Source organism: Photobacterium kishitanii, assembly GCF_000613045.3.
In the GTDB taxonomy this organism is placed as follows: Bacteria; Pseudomonadota; Gammaproteobacteria; order Enterobacterales; family Vibrionaceae; genus Photobacterium; species Photobacterium kishitanii.
The window spans coordinates 2,997,506-3,017,734 of record NZ_LN794352.1 but is presented as its reverse complement, the minus strand read 5'-3'; the positions used below and the strand labels follow the sequence as shown (position 1 = coordinate 3,017,734).

The window sequence follows — 20,229 nt, the reverse complement described above, 5'->3', positions numbered from 1 at the left end:
TAATTACTACGCGATGATAAGTGCTAAATGCCGTCATCGCTGTATGTTAAACGCCACAGTGCGGAGAAAAAAATGAAGTTTATAGATGAAGCGGTTATTCGCGCCGATGCCGGTGACGGTGGTAATGGTGTAGTAAGTTTTCGTACTGAAAAGTACATTCCTCGTGGCGGCCCTGACGGCGGTGACGGCGGTGACGGCGGTGATGTTTACCTGCTAGCTGATGAAAACTTTAACACTCTAATTGATTATCGCTTTGAGCGTTTCCATGCTGCTGAGCGTGGCGAAAATGGCCGTGGTGGTAACTGTACGGGTAAACGCGGTGCGGATAAAGTATTAACAGTACCTGTAGGTACACGTGCCATTGATGAAGATACAGGTGAAGTGATTGCCGATCTTACTGAACATGGTATGAAAGTGATGGTTGCTAAGGGCGGTTTCCATGGCCTAGGTAACACCCGCTTCAAATCATCTGTAAACCGTGCTCCTCGTCAAAAGAGTATGGGTAGTAAAGGTGAAATTCGTCATTTACGTCTTGAACTACTGCTTTTAGCTGATGTTGGTATGTTAGGTCTGCCTAATGCTGGTAAATCTACCTTCATTCGCTCTGTATCGTCTGCTAAGCCGAAAGTAGCTGATTACCCATTCACTACCCTTGTTCCAAGCTTGGGCGTGGTACGTGTTGATGCTGAGCGTAGTTTTGTCGTTGCTGATATTCCTGGTCTAATTGAAGGTGCCGCTGAAGGTGCTGGTCTAGGTATTCGCTTCTTGAAACACCTTGAGCGTTGTCGTGTGTTATTACACATGATTGATTTATTACCAGCTGATGGCTCTGATCCGGTAGAGAATGCATTTACTATCATCAATGAGCTTGAGCAATACAGTGATAAACTGGGTAATAAGCCACGTTGGATTATCTTTAACAAAGCAGATCTTCTTGATGAAGAGCAAGCACAACAAAAGATCACTGAAGTACTTGAAGCATTAGCATGGGAAGGTCAGCATTACAGTATTTCTGCCTTGAACCGTGTTGGTACTAAAGAGCTTACTTATGATCTGATGGTGGCTATTGATGCCTTGCCACGTGTTAAGTATGAAGTTGAAGAGCAACAAGCTGATAAAGTTGACTTTAAGTGGGATGATTACCACGCTGAACAAATTAAGAAAGTTCAGGATGAAGACGGCGATGATGATGATTGGGATGACTGGAATGAAGATGATTACGATGTAGAGATCATCTATAAGCCTTAAGTCCGAGCGAGCGTTATGCTAATGAGCCACACCTTTTGAGGTGTGGCTTTTTTTTGTGCTTAATCAACGCAGGCTGCAGCGGGTTAGGTATGCTAGTTGTTACAAAAGGTATTTTTATAATGGATTGTAAATGGATATTGGCATGGAGAGAGCACTCCAACCGTTGAATGACGCTCAGCAACGGCAAGTGACTCGGTTAGCGATTGAGGTTGGTCAACGGTTATTGCAACATGGGGCTGAGAGCTCGGTTATCATGGATGTCACTCGCAGACTCGGGTTAGCACTCGGGGTTGAGTATGTTGAAGTGTCATTATCAGCGAGTTCGATAGTGATCAGTACTCGTCATTTAGGTTGCTGTATTACCACCACGCGTCGTTGCCAAGACGGGGGAATTAACATGCAAATAGTGACTGATATTCAACGTATTTGCATTCTTGTTGAGCGTGGATTATTGGATTGTAATGACGTTCAACATCGTTTAGAAAATCTTAAAACCCAACGTTATAATCGCTGGTTAGTTGCGCTTATGATTGGCTTATCATGCGCGGCATTTAGTCGTTTAGCTGGTGGCGATTGGGCTGTGTTTTTACTTACCTTTTGTGCTTCATCTGTGGGTATGTGTGTCCGACAGCAAATAGCCAGCTATCATTTTAATCCGTTGTTAAACTTTGCAATAACCGCGTTTGTTACCACTTTAATTTCAGGACTTGGGCAAGTATACAATATTGGAGAACAGCCTTTTTTAGCCATGGCTTCATCAGTGCTGATGTTAGTCCCTGGTTTCCCGTTAATTAATGCGGTGGCTGATATGGTAAAAGGTTTTCCAAGTATGGGGTTAGCTCGTTGGACAATGGCAAGTTTATTGACACTATCAACCTGTATGGGGATTGTGGCGGCGATGAATGTGCTTGATGTCTGGGGGTGGTTACTATGACGTTAATGTTAGCGTTACTCAATGATATGTTACTTGCGATGATCCCTGCATTAGGATTTGCATTGGTGTTTAATGTCCCTAAAAAAGCGCTAAAATATTGTGCAATTGGTGGTGCGATTGGTCATGGAACGCGGTTTTTGCTAATGCATTGGGGGATCTCGATCGAATGGTCAACGTTGGTCGCAGCAACTCTCGTTGGTATGATAGGTGTCCATTGGTCGCACCGTTTTTTGGCACACCCTAAAGTGTTTACTGTTGCCGCATTGATTCCGATGGTGCCGGGAGTGTTTGCCTTTAAAGCCATGATTGCAATCGTTGAAATTAATCATCGTGGATTCTCATTAGAATTATGGGGGCTGATGATTGATAATGTGCTAAAAGCGATGTTTATTGTGGCAGCATTGGCAATTGGATTAGCAATGCCGGGGTTATTATTTTATCGTCGCCGTCCTGTGGTATAACGATAGCAGAATGATAATGTGCGCACTGAGAGTGTGAATGGAGATACAAAGATGAAGATCAGTATGATCGCTGCAATGGCTCATGATCGGATCATTGGTAATGATAATAGTATGCCATGGCATTTACCTGCAGATTTTACGTGGTTTAAGCGTTGCACTTTAGGTAAACCGATTGTTATGGGGCGTAAAACCTTTGAGTCGATTGGACGGCCGCTACCTGGGCGATTAAATATTGTTATTAGTCGTAATCCTCATTTCAGTGCTGAAGGTATTACGGTGGTCAACGATATTGCCGCTGCCAAGTTAGTTGCTGGTGATGTACCAGAGTTAATGATCATTGGTGGTGGTAGCATTTATCAGGCCTGTTTACCGATAGCCGATAGACTGTATTTGACTTTTATTGATGCAGATCTTAAAGGGGATACTCAGTTTCCTGAATGGGGAGATCATTGGCAAGTGGTAACAAAAGAGCATCATAATAGCGATGATAAAAATGCTTATGCGATGGAGTTCGTGATCCTCGAACGATCATAACTGATGAATATATTGCATCAGCGAGATAATGCCGACAATCATTGTCGGCATTTTTATAACTTCAAATTAAGCGTAGAGTGGACACTCGGTGACAAATCGTTGTCCATCTTCCCAACGTAACATGGTTAAGCTATTACCCCATACGCAGCCAGTATCTAAACCGATACAGTGCTCATCCTGGTGGCCCATCAGTGCCGCCCAATGACCAAAAATAATGGTTTTTCCTAATGGCTGACTACGTTTGACATCAAACCACGGGATTAAATCACCGATGGCAGGATCGTTAGGTTGCACTTTGCAATGCATATCTAGCCGTCCTTGAGGATCGCAAAAACGCATTCGCGTAAAGCTGTTGATCGTAAACCGTAATCGTTCTAATCGCGAAAGATCGTCTTGCCACCAATCAGGACCATCGCCATACATATTTTTCAGAAGCCATAAGTAGTCATTAGACTGTAGTAGTTGCTCTACTTCACTAGCATGGTGGCGGGCTTGTTCAAGTGTCCACTGTGGCGTAATGCCAGCATGCACCATAACAAATGGATAGTGCGGATGTTCGGCTAATAATGGCTGGTGGCGTAACCAATCGAGTAACTCTTGGCCATCCTCTGCGGTGAAAATCTGATGAATATTATCGCTTTTTTTAGCGCGTGCGAGTTGATGAGATACGGCTAATAAATGCAAGTCATGATTGCCAAGGATCACGGTAGCGTGATCGCCTAATGCTTTGACAAAGCGTAATGTTTCTAATGATTCAGGTCCGCGGGCAACCAGATCACCCGCGAGCCATAAATGATCGTGGTGAGGATCGAAATTAGCTTGCGCCAGTAATTTTTTTAAGTCGGGTAAACAGCCTTGAATATCACCGACAAGATAAGTCGCCATGGTGCTCCCATTATCAATGCGTTAATTAACATGAAATTAATCGCATTAGATTAATGAAGAATGTTTGGCATTGCTAGTCGAAATGGTGCTACTTCAACTTTAAAGGCATTACCTAATTCATCTTCCATGGTGTATTGGCCTTGCATAACGCCGACAGGGGTTTCAATAACGGTACCACTGGTATAAGTGAACTCATCATCAGCGTTAATATACGGTTGTTGACCTACAACACCTTCGCCCTCAATGACTAATTTTTTCCCGTTGGCATCGGTGATCAACCAATAACGTTTAAGTAAGTGGGCACAGCCACGACCTAAATTTTTGATAATAATGGTATATGAAAAAACATAGCGTTGGAGTTCTGGTTGTGATTGTTCGACTAGATAATGACTAACAACATGACACTTGATTGTTGGAGGGGATGAGATACTCACAGGCAATATCCTTTGCTGATGGTTTATTCTCATTTTAGTATTGTTGGCTGATAAATAAAGAAAACCCTGTGTAACACGTGACATGTTACACAGGGTTTTAAGGTTATTTACGCCGTTATAAGTAGGTTATAGCGGTTATTGTTCTTTTTGGAAATTAACATCAAGCCAATTAGCCATAGCAACAAATTGCTCAACCGTAATGTTTTCAGGGCGGTGGCCAGGATTAACGCCTAGCGCTTCAAGTTGTTCTGGAGTGAACAAGCCTTTGTAACAGTTACGAATTGTTTTACGACGTTGGTTGAAGCCTTCACGACACACACGATCTAGCCATTTTAGGTTAGTACATGGGTAAGGTAAAACTTCATATGGCGTTAAACGCACCACCGCAGAATCAACTTTCGGTGCTGGTACGAAAGATTCTGGTGGAACTTCCAATACAGGCATCACTTTACAGTAGTATTGTGCCATTACTGTTAGACGACCATAAGCCTTGCTACCTGGGCCGGCTGCTAGACGATTAACCACTTCTTTTTGAAGCATAAAGTGCATATCTAGTACGTCTTTATGGAATTCAAAAATATGGAACATCAATGGTGTTGAGATGTTGTAAGGCAAATTACCGAAGATACGTAGCTTATTATTTGGCTTAATAAGTTGCGTAAAGTCGAAGCGCATTGCATCGCCTTCATGGATCGTTAGCTTTGAGGCAAGATCGGGATGGTTACGTAAACGCTCAGCCAGATCTCGGTCAAGTTCAATAACGGTAAATTTATCAACTAATTTGCCAACATATTCAGTAATTGCACCAAGGCCGGGGCCAATTTCTACCAAGTTTTGGCCTGGTAGAGGGTTAATCGCTGACACAATGCCATCAATAATATATGGGTCTTTTAAAAAGTTTTGGCCAAAGCGCTTACGCGCGCGGTGACCTAAGTGGACTTGATCGCTGCTCATGCTTGTTTTTCTACCAATTCGAGGGCGTGGGATAGCGCTGTCCGAAGGCTACCTATGTCTGCTTGCCCAGTACCTGCGAGTTCCAGTGCGGTACCATGATCTACTGAAGTTCTGATAAAGGGCAGTCCCAACGTAATGTTGACTGATTTACCGAAGCCTTTGTATTTCAGCACCGGTAACCCTTGATCGTGATACATCGCTAACACCGTATCGGCATCAGCTAAATATTTTTCTTGAAAGATAGTATCTGCTGGAAATGGTCCAAGCAAATTTATGCCTTCTTGTTGACGCAGTTGTTCTAATGTTGGGATGATAGTATCAATTTCTTCCATTCCCATACAGCCGTCTTCTCCGGCATGAGGATTGAGCCCGCAAACATAAATTTTGGGGGACGCAATACCAAATTTAGTCACTAAGTCAGCATGCAAGATACGAATAACTTGCTTAAGTCGAGATTCGGTAATGGCTTTAGAAACACAGCTTATAGGAATATGGGTCGTCACTAATGCAACCCGTAAACCTTCTGTTGCCAGCATCATAACAACTTGTGCTGTATCTGATTGCTGTGCAAAAAATTCAGTGTGACCACTAAAAGAAACTCCGGCGCGGTTGATTACGCCTTTGTGTACTGGACCTGTAACAACCGCGGCAAATTCACCACTCATACAGCCAGAAGCTGCACGTTCTAGTGTTGCTAATACATAGAGACCATTTTGCTCGTCAAGTTGTCCACAGACAACTTCAGCGGCACTGTCTATTTGAGCCACTGTCATGGTGCCAGCTTGATGTGGTTGAGCTGGTAACTCAGATTGATAGGGCAAAATAGTAAGTGGCAAACCTAATTGAGCCGCACGTTCTACCATAACCTGAGCATCAGCACAAATTACAAGTTGATGCGGCCAATGTTGCTGACACAAGGCAATGACTAAATCTGGGCCAATTCCTGCCGGTTCACCTGGAGTGATTGCAATCCGTTGTGTGTTAGTCACCTGCTTGTTATTAGCCATTATTTACCTTATTCATTTGTTCAATGTAGGCACCAGCACGAAGTTCTTGTAACCAAGTTTGTGCTTCTTCATTGAATTTACGGTTAAATAAAATCTGTGCGGCACGGTTCTTTAATGCAGCTTCAGTACGATCGACATTACGGCGACCTTCAACTTCAACAATGTGCCAGCCAAACTGAGATTTAAATGGTTGGCTAATTTGATCTACTGGCAATGTTTCTACTTCTTTTTCAAAAGCAGGTGCATACATTGATGGTACTTGCCAACCTAGTTGACCACCATTAGCCGCTGAGCCTGGATCTTCGCTGTATTGTTTTGCTGCTGCAGCAAAGGTTTCTTTACCACTAATGATCTTCTGGCGAATTTGTTGTAATTCTTTTTTAGCTGCGGCGTCACTTAAAATGATGGAGGTTTTAATTAAAATATGACGTGCTTTTACTTCAACCGCAGAAACTGTTGGCATGCCTTTAACGTCATTAATTTTTAAAATATGGTAACCAACACCGCTACGGAAAGGACCAATTACACTGTCTTTACCGCTGGTTTTAATTTGGTCAGCAAAGATAGTTGGCATTTCATCTTTACTCATCCAACCCCATTCTCCACCTTTAAGGGCTTTAGGGCCTTTTGAGTAGCGATAAGCCAATTCAGCAAAATTAGCGCCTTGTTTTAATTGGGCATAAATTTTATCAGCTTCTTGCTTCGCTTTTTCACGGGTCGCTTTGTTTGCATCATCATCGACAGCAATTTGAATTTGGCTAATGTTGTACTGGACGTTTTGCTGAGTTTGTTTTGCTAGCTGTGCGGCTAAACTATCCACTTCTTGTGGCAGAATATTCACTCGTTTACGGACAATAATGGTACGCGCTTCAGAAGCTAGCATATCGTTACGTAATTGCTCACGGAACATTGAGAAGCTGATACCGGCACTCGCTAAATCTTGACGTAGTTGAGCAACGGTCATATTACGTTGCTTAGCAACATCAGCAATCGCTTGATCAAGTTGATTGTCGTCAATGCGTAATCCTAGCTGTTTTGCTTGCTGGATTTGCAAACTTTCCATGATTAATTTGTCCATCACTTGCTGGCGTAAAATATTATTAGGGGGCAGTTGTTGGCCCTCTGCTGCCGCATTTAGATGAACAGTTTTAAGCATTGCATTGACGTCACTTTGTAAAATGACACCATCGTTAACCGTGGTTACAATTTGATTTAATTCTTGCGGTTGAGGGGCTGCCATTGCTGTCGCTGTCATCCCCATGAGCATTACGCTTAGCGCCGAATACTTCCACTTTTTCATTTATAGTCCGTCATGTTGAGTGGCGATATGTATTATCGCCACGATCATTAATTTTTAAGTGTGAATGGGTCAGCATAACCTAAGATATTGCCGCCATCATCTGTCGATGTTTGACCAAATGGTCGTGCACCTTGAAGCCCAAGTAGACTAAACGAGAAGCTAACATTACTGTCATACTCAGTAAAATCTTGGCTCAATGCATTTTTTGCATAGCGATTATAGCTTAAACCGATCATCCAACATGCAGAGCGGTAAACTAGGCCGACCCGACTCTCTAGCATTTTATTGACATTCATATCTTGGAAATAATCCGCAGTAATATCAATATTATCGTTAATTGGAAAACCTGCTGATAACCCTAATTGTGATATGCCATCATTACCGTTATCTTTTAATGTATTTTCATCAACATAATTACCAAGATAAGAACGAGACACATAACGATAGCTAGGTTGAACAAAAACGCGACCATTACGGTATTCAACTGCCGTACTGCCTTGCTGAATTTCATTCTTACTTGAGTCATATTGCATTGCACTCTTGAAGAACAGGTTATCATTAAGGTTGAATTCGGTTTCTAATGCCGTTGCAGAATAGCTTTTTGCTTCTGTGCCATCAGCGACAGGTTTATCAATATAGAATATTTGACCCAATGAAAGGGTAAATCGTTCCTTAAAGTTTGCATCATAATAGCGAGTTGTGGCACCAACCGTAAATTGGTTAGCAGCAGCAATGTAATCTTGACCACTATAAGTACGATCACTAAATAAGCCGTAATAATCTTGTTGTAAACGGGTTGAGTCGTAACCACCACCACTATAATTAACTGGGTTATAAATCCCAGATTGATCAACATTTTTAACGTATAAATATTGTAGTTGTGGTTCTAAGCTTTGAGTGTAATGCTCTCCCATAATGGAGGTATCACGCTCAAAGTATAAACTACTGTTAACTCGAAACTCAGGTACGGTACGATTAGTTGTTTTATCAAGCGTACTTAAATTAGGATTAACATTGACATCAAACTGTTGGTTGTAATGTGCGTAGTTTAATTTTGCTTGAGTCGTGACTGACCACCACGGTGTCGCATATGGCAAGGTTAACGTTGGATTAAACGTAACTCGATCGGCTGTCGGTTTAGCTCTATCATCGGTATCAAACTTACTGATACTCATTGGCAAACTAAAGTCTAAGCCATAAGGCAGATCAGACTTATAGTAGGTGCTTGATAGTTGAGGCATTAATCGGTATTGGGTGCCTTCGCCACTTTGAGTGAGTGGTTGGAAGTCACGCACCATTAAGCTAGTGTCCCAATTATCATTTCGATATGCTAATGACGCAGTTTGCAGCAGGTTATTATCTTCACGCTGGCCGATAATTGAGTCAACGTCGTCAAAATATTTAGTATCACTGACTTTGCTGTAATCAATGTTCAGCAACCAGTTTTTGTTGATAATGCCACTATGTGTCCACTGAATACCCCAGCGTTTATCGTAATCTGGGTGTTTTTTGTCGTGACCTAAATATTCACTAATGAACTGGCCTTGACCAAAGTCAGTCAGATAACGGAATTTAGACGTTAGCTGTAACCCTCTGTGGTTCATGTACTTAGGTGTAAAGGTCAAATCGTAATTAGGGGCAATATTCCAGTAAAATGGGGTTTCAATTTCCATTCCGTTTTTAGAGCCGTAGCTAAGCGACGGGTAAAGGAAACCAGTAAGACGTTGCTCTGTAACTGGAACGCGTAACCAAGGCAGATAAAATATTGGGAAATCGAGTACTTCAAAGCGGGCGTTATACAGATCTGCAAATGGTGACTCGCCGTCACGCTCGAGGCTGCCAGCGGCAAAGCGCCAACTTTTATCGTTACTCGGGCAAGTGGTATAGGTACCATCTTTCATCTTATAGAATTGTGTGCCATCAACATTGCGACGCTCAATTAATTTCGCATCACCTCGACCGGGCTGACAAGTCATTTGGTAGACGGCATCATCCATTTGGGCATCTTTAGTATCAAGATCGCTCGTAAGGCGTTTGGCATCAATATCCATGCCTCCATCTTGGTAGAAAACGTTACCGTGAGCCGTCACAATGTTGGCTGGTTGTTGTAAAGTTGCTTTATCTGCAACAATAGTACGAGTGCCTTGCTTGACCACCACATCACCAGAATATACCGCGGTTTTATTTTGTTGCGCTTCAACGCGGTTAGCACTGATATGGATCGGTTCGTTGTTGGTATCTTGTTGGCGATCTTTTTCTGGGATGCAGACGCCACGTACCATCGCAAGAGGATCTTTGTTACCATTAATCGTATTATTAGCGGGATCTGCAATGGTTTGTTGGTTGTGACCATCACCACTTGTAGAGGTGGTGTCGGCAGCCATTGCTGGGCCATAAAGGGCTAAGCTAATCATTGTGGCTAGTAAACTGTGAGAGGTAAGTGACATCTAATTCAACATTCCTGTATCAATTTGGTGCAAGGCGAATTGTTGCGCTTTTTACAAGCATTCCCGACAAATGACAGCTATCATAATGCAAATTTAACGCGACGGCATCTTTTCAGCGCATGCTGTGGGGTAAACAGTGAAAAAATTAACGAATTACCAGAGAGTATAGAATGCAGAAAACAGGTATATGGGGAAAAATTATTGGCGCGTTGCTAGGACTCTCTATTGGTAAGCTACCTGGATTGTTGATCGGGCTGTTTATTGGCCATCAATTTGACAAGGCTTATGCGCGCCAAATGAATGGCGGCTTTGGTGGTTTTGGCGGTAAAAATGCCACTAATGCTGAACGCCAAGCGGAGTTTTTTAATGCCTGTTTTGCCACCATGGGCCACATGGCAAAAGCCAAAGGTCGCGTGACTGAGAACGAAATTCGTGTTGCTAGTACGATTATGGATCGGATGGGGCTGCAAGGCGAATCTCGTCGCCAAGCACAAAATGCATTTCGTGAAGGCAAAGAAGATAACTTCCCATTAGAAGCAACTCTTAATCGTGTCCGTAGTCGCGCCGGACGGGCTGATTTATTACAGTTTTTCTTAGAGCTTCAAATTCAAGCTGCGTTCGCTGACGGGCAATTACATCCGAAAGAGCGTGAGTTATTGCATGTGATTGCGCGCTATCTTGGTTTCTCAGAAGCACAACTAGAGCAACGCTTGCAAATGCAAGAAGCTGCGTTCCGCTTTCAGCAAGGTGGATTTCATCAGCAGTATCAACAGCAAGGTGGTGGTTTTCAAGCACCACCAACACGTGATCAATTAGCGGATGCATTTAAAGTGTTGGGTGTTAATGATGATGCCTCAGCGCAAGAAGTTAAGCGTGCCTACCGTAAGCAAATGAATGAACACCATCCTGATAAATTGGCCGCTAAAGGTTTACCACCAGAAATGATGGAAATCGCTAAACAAAAAACTCAAGAGTTACAAGCTGCTTATGATCTGATTCGAAAGGAAAAGGGTTTTAAATAAGGTTGTGCTTAGAGCTATAACCAGCGATAAATAAAAAAGCGAGCGTAATGCTCGCTTTTTTGTCACTAAAAATCATCATTAAAGCCGATTTTTATGGGTGCCTTGGTGAAAGCTATTGATATTATCAATGAGCTGATTCACTAATGCCTGAATAGCGGAGTCAGATCCCCACGCAACGTGTGGTGTTAAAATTAAATTAGGTAAATGGCTATGGGCAATTAAAGGATTAGACATCGGCGCAGGCTCTTGAGTAAAGACATCAATACCAGCGCCTGCTATTTGTTGGGAGAGCAGTGCATCAATCAAAGCCTGTTCATTAATCAGTCCACCACGGCCAGTATTAATAATAATTGCGCTAGGTTTCATTAATTCAAATTGCGGTGCTGCAATCATATTATTCGTTGCCGAGGTGAGCGGACAATGAAGGCTAATGATGTCAGCTTCACGTAATACTTGCTCAAAGGGATGATAGCCATCACGACACTGATTTGCCCTTGGATGCTCTGCAAATAAAACTTCGATTCCGATTGCACGCGCAAGTGCTGCAACTGCTTTGCCTAAACTGCCGTTACCGATAATACCTAAGGTTGATCCCGCAACATCCGTAATTGAATGGGTAAAGAAACAAAATTGCTGCTGGCGTTGCCATTCACCGTTAGCAATATCTTGCTGATAACCAGCAAGGTTACGTTTGAGAGCAAAAATCATTGCGATCACATGTTCTGGTACTGAACGAGTGGCATAACCCCGAATATTAGCCACTGCAATGTTATGGGCTCGGCAATAATTGAGATCAACATTATTAGTGCCTGTGGCGGCGATGGCGATAAATTTAAGTTGTGGTAATTGGGCAAGAATATGGCTATCGAGGACAACTTTATTAGTGATCACTATGGTCGCATGTTGAAGTCGTTCAATTATCTGTGCCGGTGTGGTGGTATCGTATTGCTGCCATTGGTGACAAAAGGTTGGACGAGGGAGACTAATGTGTGCCGGAATGGTTCCATGATCAAGAAAAACGATGGTTTCCATGGGTGACCTCAATAAACAATGAATGCAGGCTTTACGCTAGCATTCATTGCTAAAGATGCCTACCGCTTATGGGTAAATTGTTTGAGTCGGTGCTTGTGGATAAAATTCACATGGTGCGAAAAGATGCATCGGCTCATCGGTACCAGGGTGGGTAAAGGTTAGCTCAGCGGCGTGTAATAGCAGTCGCGGTGATGCTGCAAGCGCTTCGTCATTAGCATAGAAGCCATCACCTAAAATAGGGTGCCCGAGTGCTTGCATATGTACTCGTAATTGATGAGAGCGACCAGTGATAGGTAATAAACGCACTAGTGTGGTTTTATCATCGCGGCTTAATACCTCATAGTGGGTAACTGATGGCTTACCATCATCAAAACATACTTTTTGACGAGGACGATTTGGCCAATCACAAATCAGTGGCAAATCAACCGTACCGCTATCATGTTCTAGATGTCCCCATACTCGAGCATAATATACTTTTTTCGTTTCACGCTCACGAAATTGTGCTTTGAAATGGCGTTCGGCTGCCTTATTTAAGGCTAATACAATTAAGCCTGATGTGCCCATATCTAAACGATGCACAATTTGTGATTGAGGATATTGGGCTAACACGCGCGCAAACACACTGTCATGGTGCTCAGGTTGACGACCTGGGTTTGATAACAGGCCTGCTGGTTTGTTGACAGCAATAATATCACTATCAATAAAAAGGGTATCCAACCAAGGATCTGTGGGGGGATTGTAGATCAGCACTGGCAATGGTTTCATGATGCGCTCGTTGGTGAGAGTAAAAAATTGGTCAGCATACTAATATGAATACCTCATAATTGGTATGCCTATAGCACTGCTACCATAAAAAAGCCGCCGATCAGATGCTGTAAACATATAATCGACGGCGGAGTTTTTATGGTAATAACGTCAGTAATTAGTTATGACTAACAACAATTAAACGTAATGAATCAAGTTGAATTTGCGCTTTGGCAATGTAATCGGTCAAATCTAAAATTTGAGTTTCAATCAATTCTAATTCGTCATCACGAATATTAGGGTTAACGGCTTTTAGTGCCAGTAATCGTTGATGTTCAGCGCGTAAGCTTGCTTCCATCTCTGCTTGTGCTTGGCTACGAACACTAACCAACTCTTTATCAATTTCGCGTTCAGCATGAGCAATTAAAGTATGGATCTCTTTCTGTACTGAATTGACTAGCTTACTGCTTAAATGACGGTTAATTGGACTTAACTGACGGTTAAAGCTTTCAAACTCAACATTCGCCGACAGGTTATTGCCTTTACTATCAAGTAAAATACGAATTGGCGTTTTCGGTAAGAAACGGCCGATGCCTGATTGTTTTGGTGCTTGCGCATCAACCACATAAATCAGTTCTAACAATAACGTACCGACTGGTAATGCTTTGTTTTTCAATAATGAAACTGCAGTCGTACCAACGCCTTCACTCAATAGTAACTCGATACCACCTTGAATCATTGGGTGTTCCCAGCTGATAAAGTGCAGATCTTCGCGTGATAGCGCCGTATTTCGATCAAAAGTAATCGTACAGCCGTCATACGGTAAACCTGGGTAGCTCGCGACCATCATGTGTTCCGATGGGGTGACTACAATTGCGTTTTCACCTTTATCGTCTTGGTTAAGGCCGATAGTGTCAAATAAGCCAAGAGCGAAAGAGACTAAGTTGGTATCGCCGTCTTTGCTACTGATTTGTTCAACTAACTGTTGAGCAGCTTCACCACCGTTAGAGTGAATTTCAAGTAAACGATCACGACCTTGTTCAAGTTTGCCTTTGAGTTCGTTATGTAGCGCAGCACTTTGAGTGATCACTGCTTCTAGAGCGTCACTATCTTGCTTATCACTCGCAAGTAGAGTGATGAGATCTTCACATACTGCTTCGTAAACTGGGCGACCTGTTGGGCAGGTTTCTTCAAAAGCGTTTAAACCTTCGTTGAACCAGCGTGCAAGTAATGCTTGCGATGTTCCCTCAAGATGCGGCACATGAATTTCAATTTCACGCTGTTGACCAATACGATCTAAACGACCAATACGTTGCTCTAGTAAGTCAGGGTTACTTGGTAAATCGAACATTACTAATTGATTAGCAAATTGGAAGTTACGTCCTTCAGAGCCGATTTCTGAACAGATTAAGACCTGAGCGCCACTTTCTTCTTGAGCAAAATAAGCCGCTGCTTTATCGCGCTCAATGATTGACATTCCTTCATGGAACACGGTGGCACGAATACCTTCACGTTCACGTAATGCTTGCTCTAATGTTAACGCGGTTTGAGCGCGAGAACAGATCACCAATACTTTTTCATTACGATTGGCTTTTAGCATATCTAATAGCCAGTTAATGCGAGGATCAAAGTTCCACCATGTGGCTGATTCCCCTTCAAACTCTTGATAGATATCTTCAGGGTAAAGCAGTTTAATCGCTTTTTCGTTAATGCTTAATTTACCAGACATCATGGCAGCAACACGCATGGCGGTGCTGTATTGGTTAGGCATTGGTAATGGATACATATTAAGGTGACGCTTAGGGAAACCTTTGATAGCTGAACGGGTATTACGGAACAATACGCGGCCGGTACCATGGCGATCCATCAGATTACTGATCAGTTGATGGCGAGCTTCTAATGCGGCTACGTCATCATCAGTAGCCGCATTTTCAATTGCAGTGATCATTGGCTCAACATCTTGACCAGCAAGTAAATCAATTAAGGTTTGCTTGGCGTTGTTATTGAGTTTTTCTCCCGCAAGTAATTGAGATACTGCATCTGCAACAGGTTCGTATAGACGCTCTTCTTCAACAAAAGCGTCATAATCGTAAAAACGATCAGGATCCAATAAGCGTAGGCGTGCAAAGTGACTTTCACGGCCTAATTGTTCTGGGGTTGCGGTAAGTAATAATACTCCTGGCGTTTTTTCAGCAATCGCTTCAACCACTTGATATTGACGGCTTGGGCGCTCTTCACTCCACTCAAGGTGATGTGCTTCATCGACAATCAATAGATCCCAATCGGCATCAAGCGCTTGTTCAAAGCGGCGACGACTCTTACGTAGAAAATCAAGTGAACACAATACAAATTGTGCAGTATCAAATGGGTTGGCAGAGTCAGCAAAAGCTTCAACACAACGCTCTTCATCAAAAATAGAAAAGTGAAGGTTAAAACGACGCATCATTTCCACGAGCCATTGGTGTTGTAGTGTTTCTGGTACCAAAATTAGAATACGTTCAGCACGGCCTGACAACACTTGTTGGTGGATGATCATACCCGCTTCAATGGTTTTACCTAAACCTACTTCATCAGCCAGTAAAACGCGTGGAGCGTAACGACGACCCACTTCATGGGCGATGTAAAGTTGGTGTGGAATTAAACCTGCACGCATGCCACATAAACCACGTAATGGGCTTTTTAATTGTTCATATTGGTTTTTTAGCGCACGGTAGCGTAACGCAAACCGATCCATGCGATCGATTTGGCCGGCAAATAATTTATCTTGCGGTTTATTAAATCGAATTTGATGGCTTAAAAATATTTCACGTAATGCAACATCACTTGCTTCGGTATCTGTACGAGTACCGATATAAGTGATAATTCCTTTATCTTCTTCGATCGCTTCAACTTTTAGCGACCAGCCTTCGTGGCTTTCAATCACATCGCCAACATTAAACATTACGCGGGTAACTGGTGCATCATGGCGAGCGTATAAGCGGTTTTCATCTGATGCTGGAAACATCAAGGTGACAGTTCGTGGCTCAATCGCAACGACTGTGCCCAAACCTAAATCACTTTCTGTATCACTGATCCAACGTTGACCCAAAGCAAATGGCATAGTGCTAAAAACCTTCTAATTATTTGATATAAAGGAAAATGTTATAATTCGCGTTATTTGTTTATCGTCTATAATAAAACTAAATGCATAGATGAATAATACGGTATACACATAACTCAAAAATGGGGGAGTTATGGTACTGCATGATGTGATTAAGGTCACGGTGAAAGTGTGTAAATAAAGGCTTAAGTTCCAATATCATTTTAGTTTCATTAACTCCAGTCATTAATAGTGATGACGTCGTTATTTAACTAAATCGTTAATTTTGACGTAAGCTAAAACAGGATAGTAAGTTTATTGCTATTTGCCCTACCAAGGAGGTGCTTATGGACAATGCCGAACGGAAACTGTTTGTATTAGATACAAATATTCTGCTTCATGAACCTCTCGCTATCTTCTCTTTCCAAGAACACGACGTGGTGATTCCCATGACGGTATTGGAAGAGTTAGATCGTATCAAAGACAGTAAACGTGATGTTTCTCGTGATGCACGAGTTGCGATTCGTGCCTTAGAAAATATCTTTCACGATGCCACCCCTGAACAAATTTCAGCGGGTATTTGTTTTAATGATCAAATTCCTCACAACGGCACCATTGCCATTTTTGCTGATTATGAAGTTAAACAAACGGTGCATGCGTTTAGTGATAAAGCGGGTGATAACCGTATTCTTAATAGCGTTCTTTTTTTACAACAAAAACATGCTCCCAGAAGCGTAGTCTTAGTCACTAAAGATATCAATATGCGTTTACGAGCCAAAGGTGCTGGAGTATTGAATGTCGACGATTATCGTTCTGATCAATTGATTGATGATGTTGCTTTACTCAGCAAAGGTTTTCATCGTTATAGCGGTAATTTTTGGAGTAACGTCGTTGAATGTCATTCTGAAAATCGCGGGAGTTCAACCTTACATACCTTGCCAAAAGTGTTATTTGAAACGCCCTATGTGAATCAATATTTACTTGATGATAGCGAAGAGTTTGCAGCGCGGATCAAAGCAATTAATGGTGAAGAGGTCACCATTAAAGATATTAGCTACGAACGCTTAATGCATCGTCAGGCATGGGGAGTTCACCCTAAAAATATTTATCAGGGAATGGCGCTGGATGCGATGCTCGATTCGAATATTGATTTGGTGATCTTAACGGGGCCGGCTGGTTGTGGTAAAACCATTTTAGCAATGGCTGCCGCCTTAGAGCAGGTAATTGAAAAAGGGATGTATGACAAGATCATTGTCACTCGTAATACGCCTGAAATTGCAGAATCTATCGGTTTTTTACCCGGAACAGAAGAAGAGAAAATGTTGCCGTGGTTAGCGGCGGTGACCGACACGATGGAAGCGTTACATAAGCATGATGTCTGTACTGATGGCTCAATGAAGTACATTTTTGATAAAGCCAATATTCAATTTAAATCGATAAACTTTATGCGTGGGCGTTCGATTCAAAATGCGTTTGTGCTACTTGATGAGTGTCAAAACCTAACGGCATCTCAGATTAAAACCATTATTACCCGTTGTGGTGAAGGTACTAAGTTGGTGTGTTCAGGCAACCTTGCTCAAATTGATTCAAATTATTTGTCACCAGTGACATCAGGCTTAACTTATATTGTCGAACGGTTTAAGCATTTTGACGGTAGTGCCAATATTTATCTTAATGGCGTGGTACGGAGTCGCTTAGCGGAGTTTGCTGAAGAAAATCTTTAGTTTGATGGCGATTTTATTGATTATTTAAACGACATAAGGCGAGCTCTTGGCTGATAATGCCAAGAGCTCGCCTTTATTTTGGGGCTGCTACTGTGGCGTGTCTAATCCAAGATAATGACGTAAATCAGCTTGTTGTGGCTGGTTTAGTAATTTGTCAGTGTCGCCAAATACTTTAACTTCGCCGTTATCAACAAAGATACATTTATTAGCGATTTTTTTCGCATCATCAGGACTATGAGTGATCATTAACACTGTGATGGCTTGCTGTTGTGCCAATTGTTGGACTAACTTGAGCATATCATTACGCAGTGCTGGATCTAGGGCAGAGAACGGTTCGTCGAGTAATAGTAGCGGACGTTGACGAATAAGACAGCGTGCGAGCGCTACCCGTTGGCGTTGTCCCCCAGACAGTTGTTCTGGTAGACGAGCTAAATATGAATCGAGCCCGACCTTAGCGGCAGCATCATGTACCTGTTGTTGCTGGTGTGCGTTTAGTTTAAGACGTGGATCAACCCCTAAGGCGATATTTTCGTACACCGTCAAATGTGGAAATAAATTGTGCTCTTGAAATAACATTGATAATGGACGTTGGGCTGGATCCTGCATAATAATGGATTGCTGGTGGATACTGATATCGCCGCTATCAGGTTGTAAAAAACCAGCAATAAGGGCTAATAAGGTACTTTTTCCGGCACCACTTGGACCAATCAGCGCTGCAATATCACCTTGTTGGAGCGTAAAGTTAAAGCTTAACGGCATTGGGTGTTCATGCAGGTGTTGAGGTTGGTAGGTATAACGTAATTGGTTTACATCAAGCATGGTGTTTACCTTTGGTACGCCGAGGTTGGAAGCAGTATTCAATGGCACTGAATAAGCCTAAACTGAGTAATAACAATAATAATGCCGCCACAGCAGCACCATCCATACGGTAGCTACCCATTAATTGAAATAAATACAGTGGCAGTGTTTGGAAATCTTGACTGCCAAATAAAGCGATAGCACCGAGATCGCCGAGAGAAAGCACCAAACTGATCGCCAATGCTTGTGCGATAGGTCGACGTAGGGCTCGCCATTCGACCAGTCGTAATCGTGACCAGCCATTCATTCCTAAACTATGGCATAAGAGGTTGTACTGCTGGGCAATATGGAGCATTGGTTGACTGAGGGTCTTTATTACATAAGGCAATGCCATTAATGTATTCACTCCCACTACGACCCAAAATGCGCTGCCATAGACATCGGTATATTGACGTAATAGTAAGAAGATCCCAGTACTTAATACCAGCCCAGGTGTGACTAAAATGATGGTACCGATCATTTCGATACTATCAGCGCCAAAGCGTTGTTTCGTTAATCGTAACTGCCGACTAGCTAGTAAGATCATCACCCCAAATACAAATGCTAAACCACACGCCATCACGGCAATTTTGAGTGAATTAGCCACTGCGTGCCAGAGTGCTGGTTGTTGCAATAACTGTGGTAATTGGCGATTTAAACCCGCAATAAAGACCGCGATAATGGGTGGAATTACTAGTAATATTGCCCCAATTATCCAACTCCAATCCCAACATTTGGCGCGCCAATTATCTTGATAATTCACCACGTTTTTACCAACTGATGCACTAAATGTTGCTAATGGTTTAGCAAAACGGTGGCTGAGTAATACTAATCCACCACAAAGTAACATTTGCCACAGGGCTAAAATAGCACCAGTTGCAAGATCGAAGTCGTAGCGAATCGCTTGATAAATAGCCAGTTCAATGGTGGTTGATTTAGGGCCTCCCCCTAGGGACATAATCACCGCAAAACTGGTAAAACACAGCATGAAAATGAGTCCAGCGACATGAGGTAATTGTTGGCGTAATCGTGGCCAAGCAACAAGTTTAAATTTATGCCAACCACTAATGCCTAAATGGGCTGCTAATTGATGTTGTTCATGGGGAATCGCTTCTAAACTTTGGAGTAAGAACCGTACCGCTAAGGGTAAATTGAGAAAAACATGCGCCAGTAAAATCCCGCTTAAACCATAAATATTGAGCCGAGGTAATCCAAGCAGGCTTAGTCCATGACTAATGATCCCACTTTTACCGTAGATAGCTAATAGACCAAATACCGCTACTAATACTGGCATGACTAAGGTCATTGCAAACAAACGTAGTAACAGTTGTTTGCCAATAAAATTACGTCGTGATAATGCGTAAGCAATCGCAATTGCGGGGATTATGCTGAGTAATGTTGACAGTAAAGCTTGGTAAAAACTAAACCGTGTAACGTGACGTAAATAGGGGTCATGCCATAAGCTACTTAGTTGCCATTGACCTGCATGGATAATAAGACTGGTGATCGCGGCGGTCACCAGTAATAGAATAAGCCCAGCACTAGATAGCCCAGGCAGTAGTTGAGTTACACGTTTATTCACAGCTC

At 42.5% G+C, this 20,229-nt stretch carries 17 protein-coding genes; 6 read left to right on the top strand and 11 right to left on the bottom strand.

The features are described 5' to 3' along the window. Positions 1-72: 72 nt before the first annotated feature. The 4 genes from cgtA (at position 73) to folA (ending at position 3,177) form a co-directional block, all read left to right on the top strand. Entirely contained in the window at positions 73-1,248 is a 1,176-nt protein-coding gene (gene cgtA / locus PPBDW_RS13920) for an Obg family GTPase CgtA (protein WP_036796185.1), read from the top strand. A gap of 142 nt (positions 1,249-1,390) precedes the next feature. Then, on the top strand, positions 1,391-2,182 hold the full coding sequence (locus PPBDW_RS13915) for a threonine/serine exporter family protein (protein ID WP_036796495.1): 792 nt from the start codon (positions 1,391-1,393) through the stop codon (positions 2,180-2,182). Then, positions 2,179-2,643: a threonine/serine exporter family protein gene (locus PPBDW_RS13910; RefSeq protein ID WP_036796184.1), complete on the top strand. Its 465-nt coding sequence runs from the start codon at positions 2,179-2,181 to the stop codon at positions 2,641-2,643. Before PPBDW_RS13915 ends, PPBDW_RS13910 begins: the two co-directional genes overlap by 4 nt. A 51-nt stretch (positions 2,644-2,694) precedes the next feature. Further along, positions 2,695-3,177 carry a type 3 dihydrofolate reductase gene (folA, locus tag PPBDW_RS13905; RefSeq protein WP_036796183.1) on the top strand — a complete coding sequence of 161 codons (483 nt, stop codon included), beginning with the start codon at positions 2,695-2,697 and terminating at the stop codon, positions 3,175-3,177. A gap of 66 nt (positions 3,178-3,243) precedes the next feature. On the opposite strand, the gene PPBDW_RS13900 is transcribed toward folA, so the two are convergent. From PPBDW_RS13900 to lptD, 6 genes are all read right to left on the bottom strand, one after another. Continuing rightward, complete coding sequence (locus tag PPBDW_RS13900; protein ID WP_036796181.1) at positions 3,244-4,062, bottom strand: symmetrical bis(5'-nucleosyl)-tetraphosphatase; 819 nt, start codon at positions 4,060-4,062, stop codon at positions 3,244-3,246. A gap of 50 nt (positions 4,063-4,112) precedes the next feature. After that, positions 4,113-4,529 (bottom strand): Co2+/Mg2+ efflux protein ApaG, encoded by a 417-nt coding sequence (gene apaG, locus PPBDW_RS13895; protein ID WP_373455556.1) that lies wholly within the window; start codon positions 4,527-4,529, stop codon positions 4,113-4,115. Positions 4,530-4,631: 102 nt separating this feature from the next. Then, positions 4,632-5,450 (bottom strand): 16S rRNA (adenine(1518)-N(6)/adenine(1519)-N(6))-dimethyltransferase RsmA, encoded by an 819-nt coding sequence (gene rsmA, locus PPBDW_RS13890; RefSeq protein ID WP_036796179.1) that lies wholly within the window; start codon positions 5,448-5,450, stop codon positions 4,632-4,634. Further along, positions 5,447-6,457 (bottom strand): 4-hydroxythreonine-4-phosphate dehydrogenase PdxA, encoded by a 1,011-nt coding sequence (pdxA, locus tag PPBDW_RS13885; protein ID WP_173425424.1) that lies wholly within the window; start codon positions 6,455-6,457, stop codon positions 5,447-5,449. The genes rsmA and pdxA overlap by 4 nt, the downstream gene beginning before the upstream one ends. Beyond that, on the bottom strand, positions 6,450-7,757 hold the full coding sequence (gene surA / locus PPBDW_RS13880; protein ID WP_036796178.1) for a peptidylprolyl isomerase SurA: 1,308 nt from the start codon (positions 7,755-7,757) through the stop codon (positions 6,450-6,452). The genes pdxA and surA overlap by 8 nt, the downstream gene beginning before the upstream one ends. 47 nt (positions 7,758-7,804) lie before the next feature. Continuing rightward, positions 7,805-10,204: an LPS assembly protein LptD gene (lptD, locus tag PPBDW_RS13875; protein WP_036796177.1), complete on the bottom strand. Its 2,400-nt coding sequence runs from the start codon at positions 10,202-10,204 to the stop codon at positions 7,805-7,807. Between the two features lie 170 nt (positions 10,205-10,374). On the opposite strand from lptD, the gene djlA reads away from it, so the two are divergent. Beyond that, entirely contained in the window at positions 10,375-11,226 is an 852-nt protein-coding gene (djlA, locus tag PPBDW_RS13870) for a co-chaperone DjlA (RefSeq protein ID WP_036796176.1), read from the top strand. Positions 11,227-11,304: 78 nt separating this feature from the next. On the opposite strand, the gene PPBDW_RS13865 is transcribed toward djlA, so the two are convergent. The 3 genes from PPBDW_RS13865 to rapA form a co-directional block, all read right to left on the bottom strand. After that, positions 11,305-12,258, bottom strand: coding sequence for a D-2-hydroxyacid dehydrogenase (locus PPBDW_RS13865; RefSeq protein ID WP_036796174.1), 954 nt, complete (start codon positions 12,256-12,258; stop codon positions 11,305-11,307). A gap of 66 nt (positions 12,259-12,324) precedes the next feature. Beyond that, positions 12,325-13,023 (bottom strand): bifunctional tRNA pseudouridine(32) synthase/23S rRNA pseudouridine(746) synthase RluA, encoded by a 699-nt coding sequence (gene rluA / locus PPBDW_RS13860; protein ID WP_045041772.1) that lies wholly within the window; start codon positions 13,021-13,023, stop codon positions 12,325-12,327. 157 nt (positions 13,024-13,180) lie between these two features. Then, on the bottom strand, positions 13,181-16,102 hold the full coding sequence (gene rapA, locus PPBDW_RS13855; RefSeq protein WP_036796173.1) for an RNA polymerase-associated protein RapA: 2,922 nt from the start codon (positions 16,100-16,102) through the stop codon (positions 13,181-13,183). 326 nt (positions 16,103-16,428) lie between these two features. Here rapA and PPBDW_RS13850 point away from each other — a divergent pair, with 326 nt between their 5' ends. Next, entirely contained in the window at positions 16,429-17,805 is a 1,377-nt protein-coding gene (locus tag PPBDW_RS13850; RefSeq protein ID WP_036796172.1) for a PhoH family protein, read from the top strand. Positions 17,806-17,892: 87 nt separating this feature from the next. On the opposite strand, the gene thiQ is transcribed toward PPBDW_RS13850, so the two are convergent. Together thiQ and thiP are read right to left on the bottom strand one after the other, a co-directional pair. Further along, complete coding sequence (gene thiQ, locus PPBDW_RS13845; RefSeq protein WP_036796171.1) at positions 17,893-18,624, bottom strand: thiamine ABC transporter ATP-binding protein; 732 nt, start codon at positions 18,622-18,624, stop codon at positions 17,893-17,895. Then, the gene (gene thiP / locus PPBDW_RS13840) at positions 18,617-20,224 is read right to left on the bottom strand and encodes a thiamine/thiamine pyrophosphate ABC transporter permease ThiP (protein WP_036796170.1); all 1,608 of its coding nucleotides are present in this window, start codon (positions 20,222-20,224) and stop codon (positions 18,617-18,619) included. The genes thiQ and thiP overlap by 8 nt, the downstream gene beginning before the upstream one ends. Between the last annotated feature and the right edge of the window lie 5 nt (positions 20,225-20,229).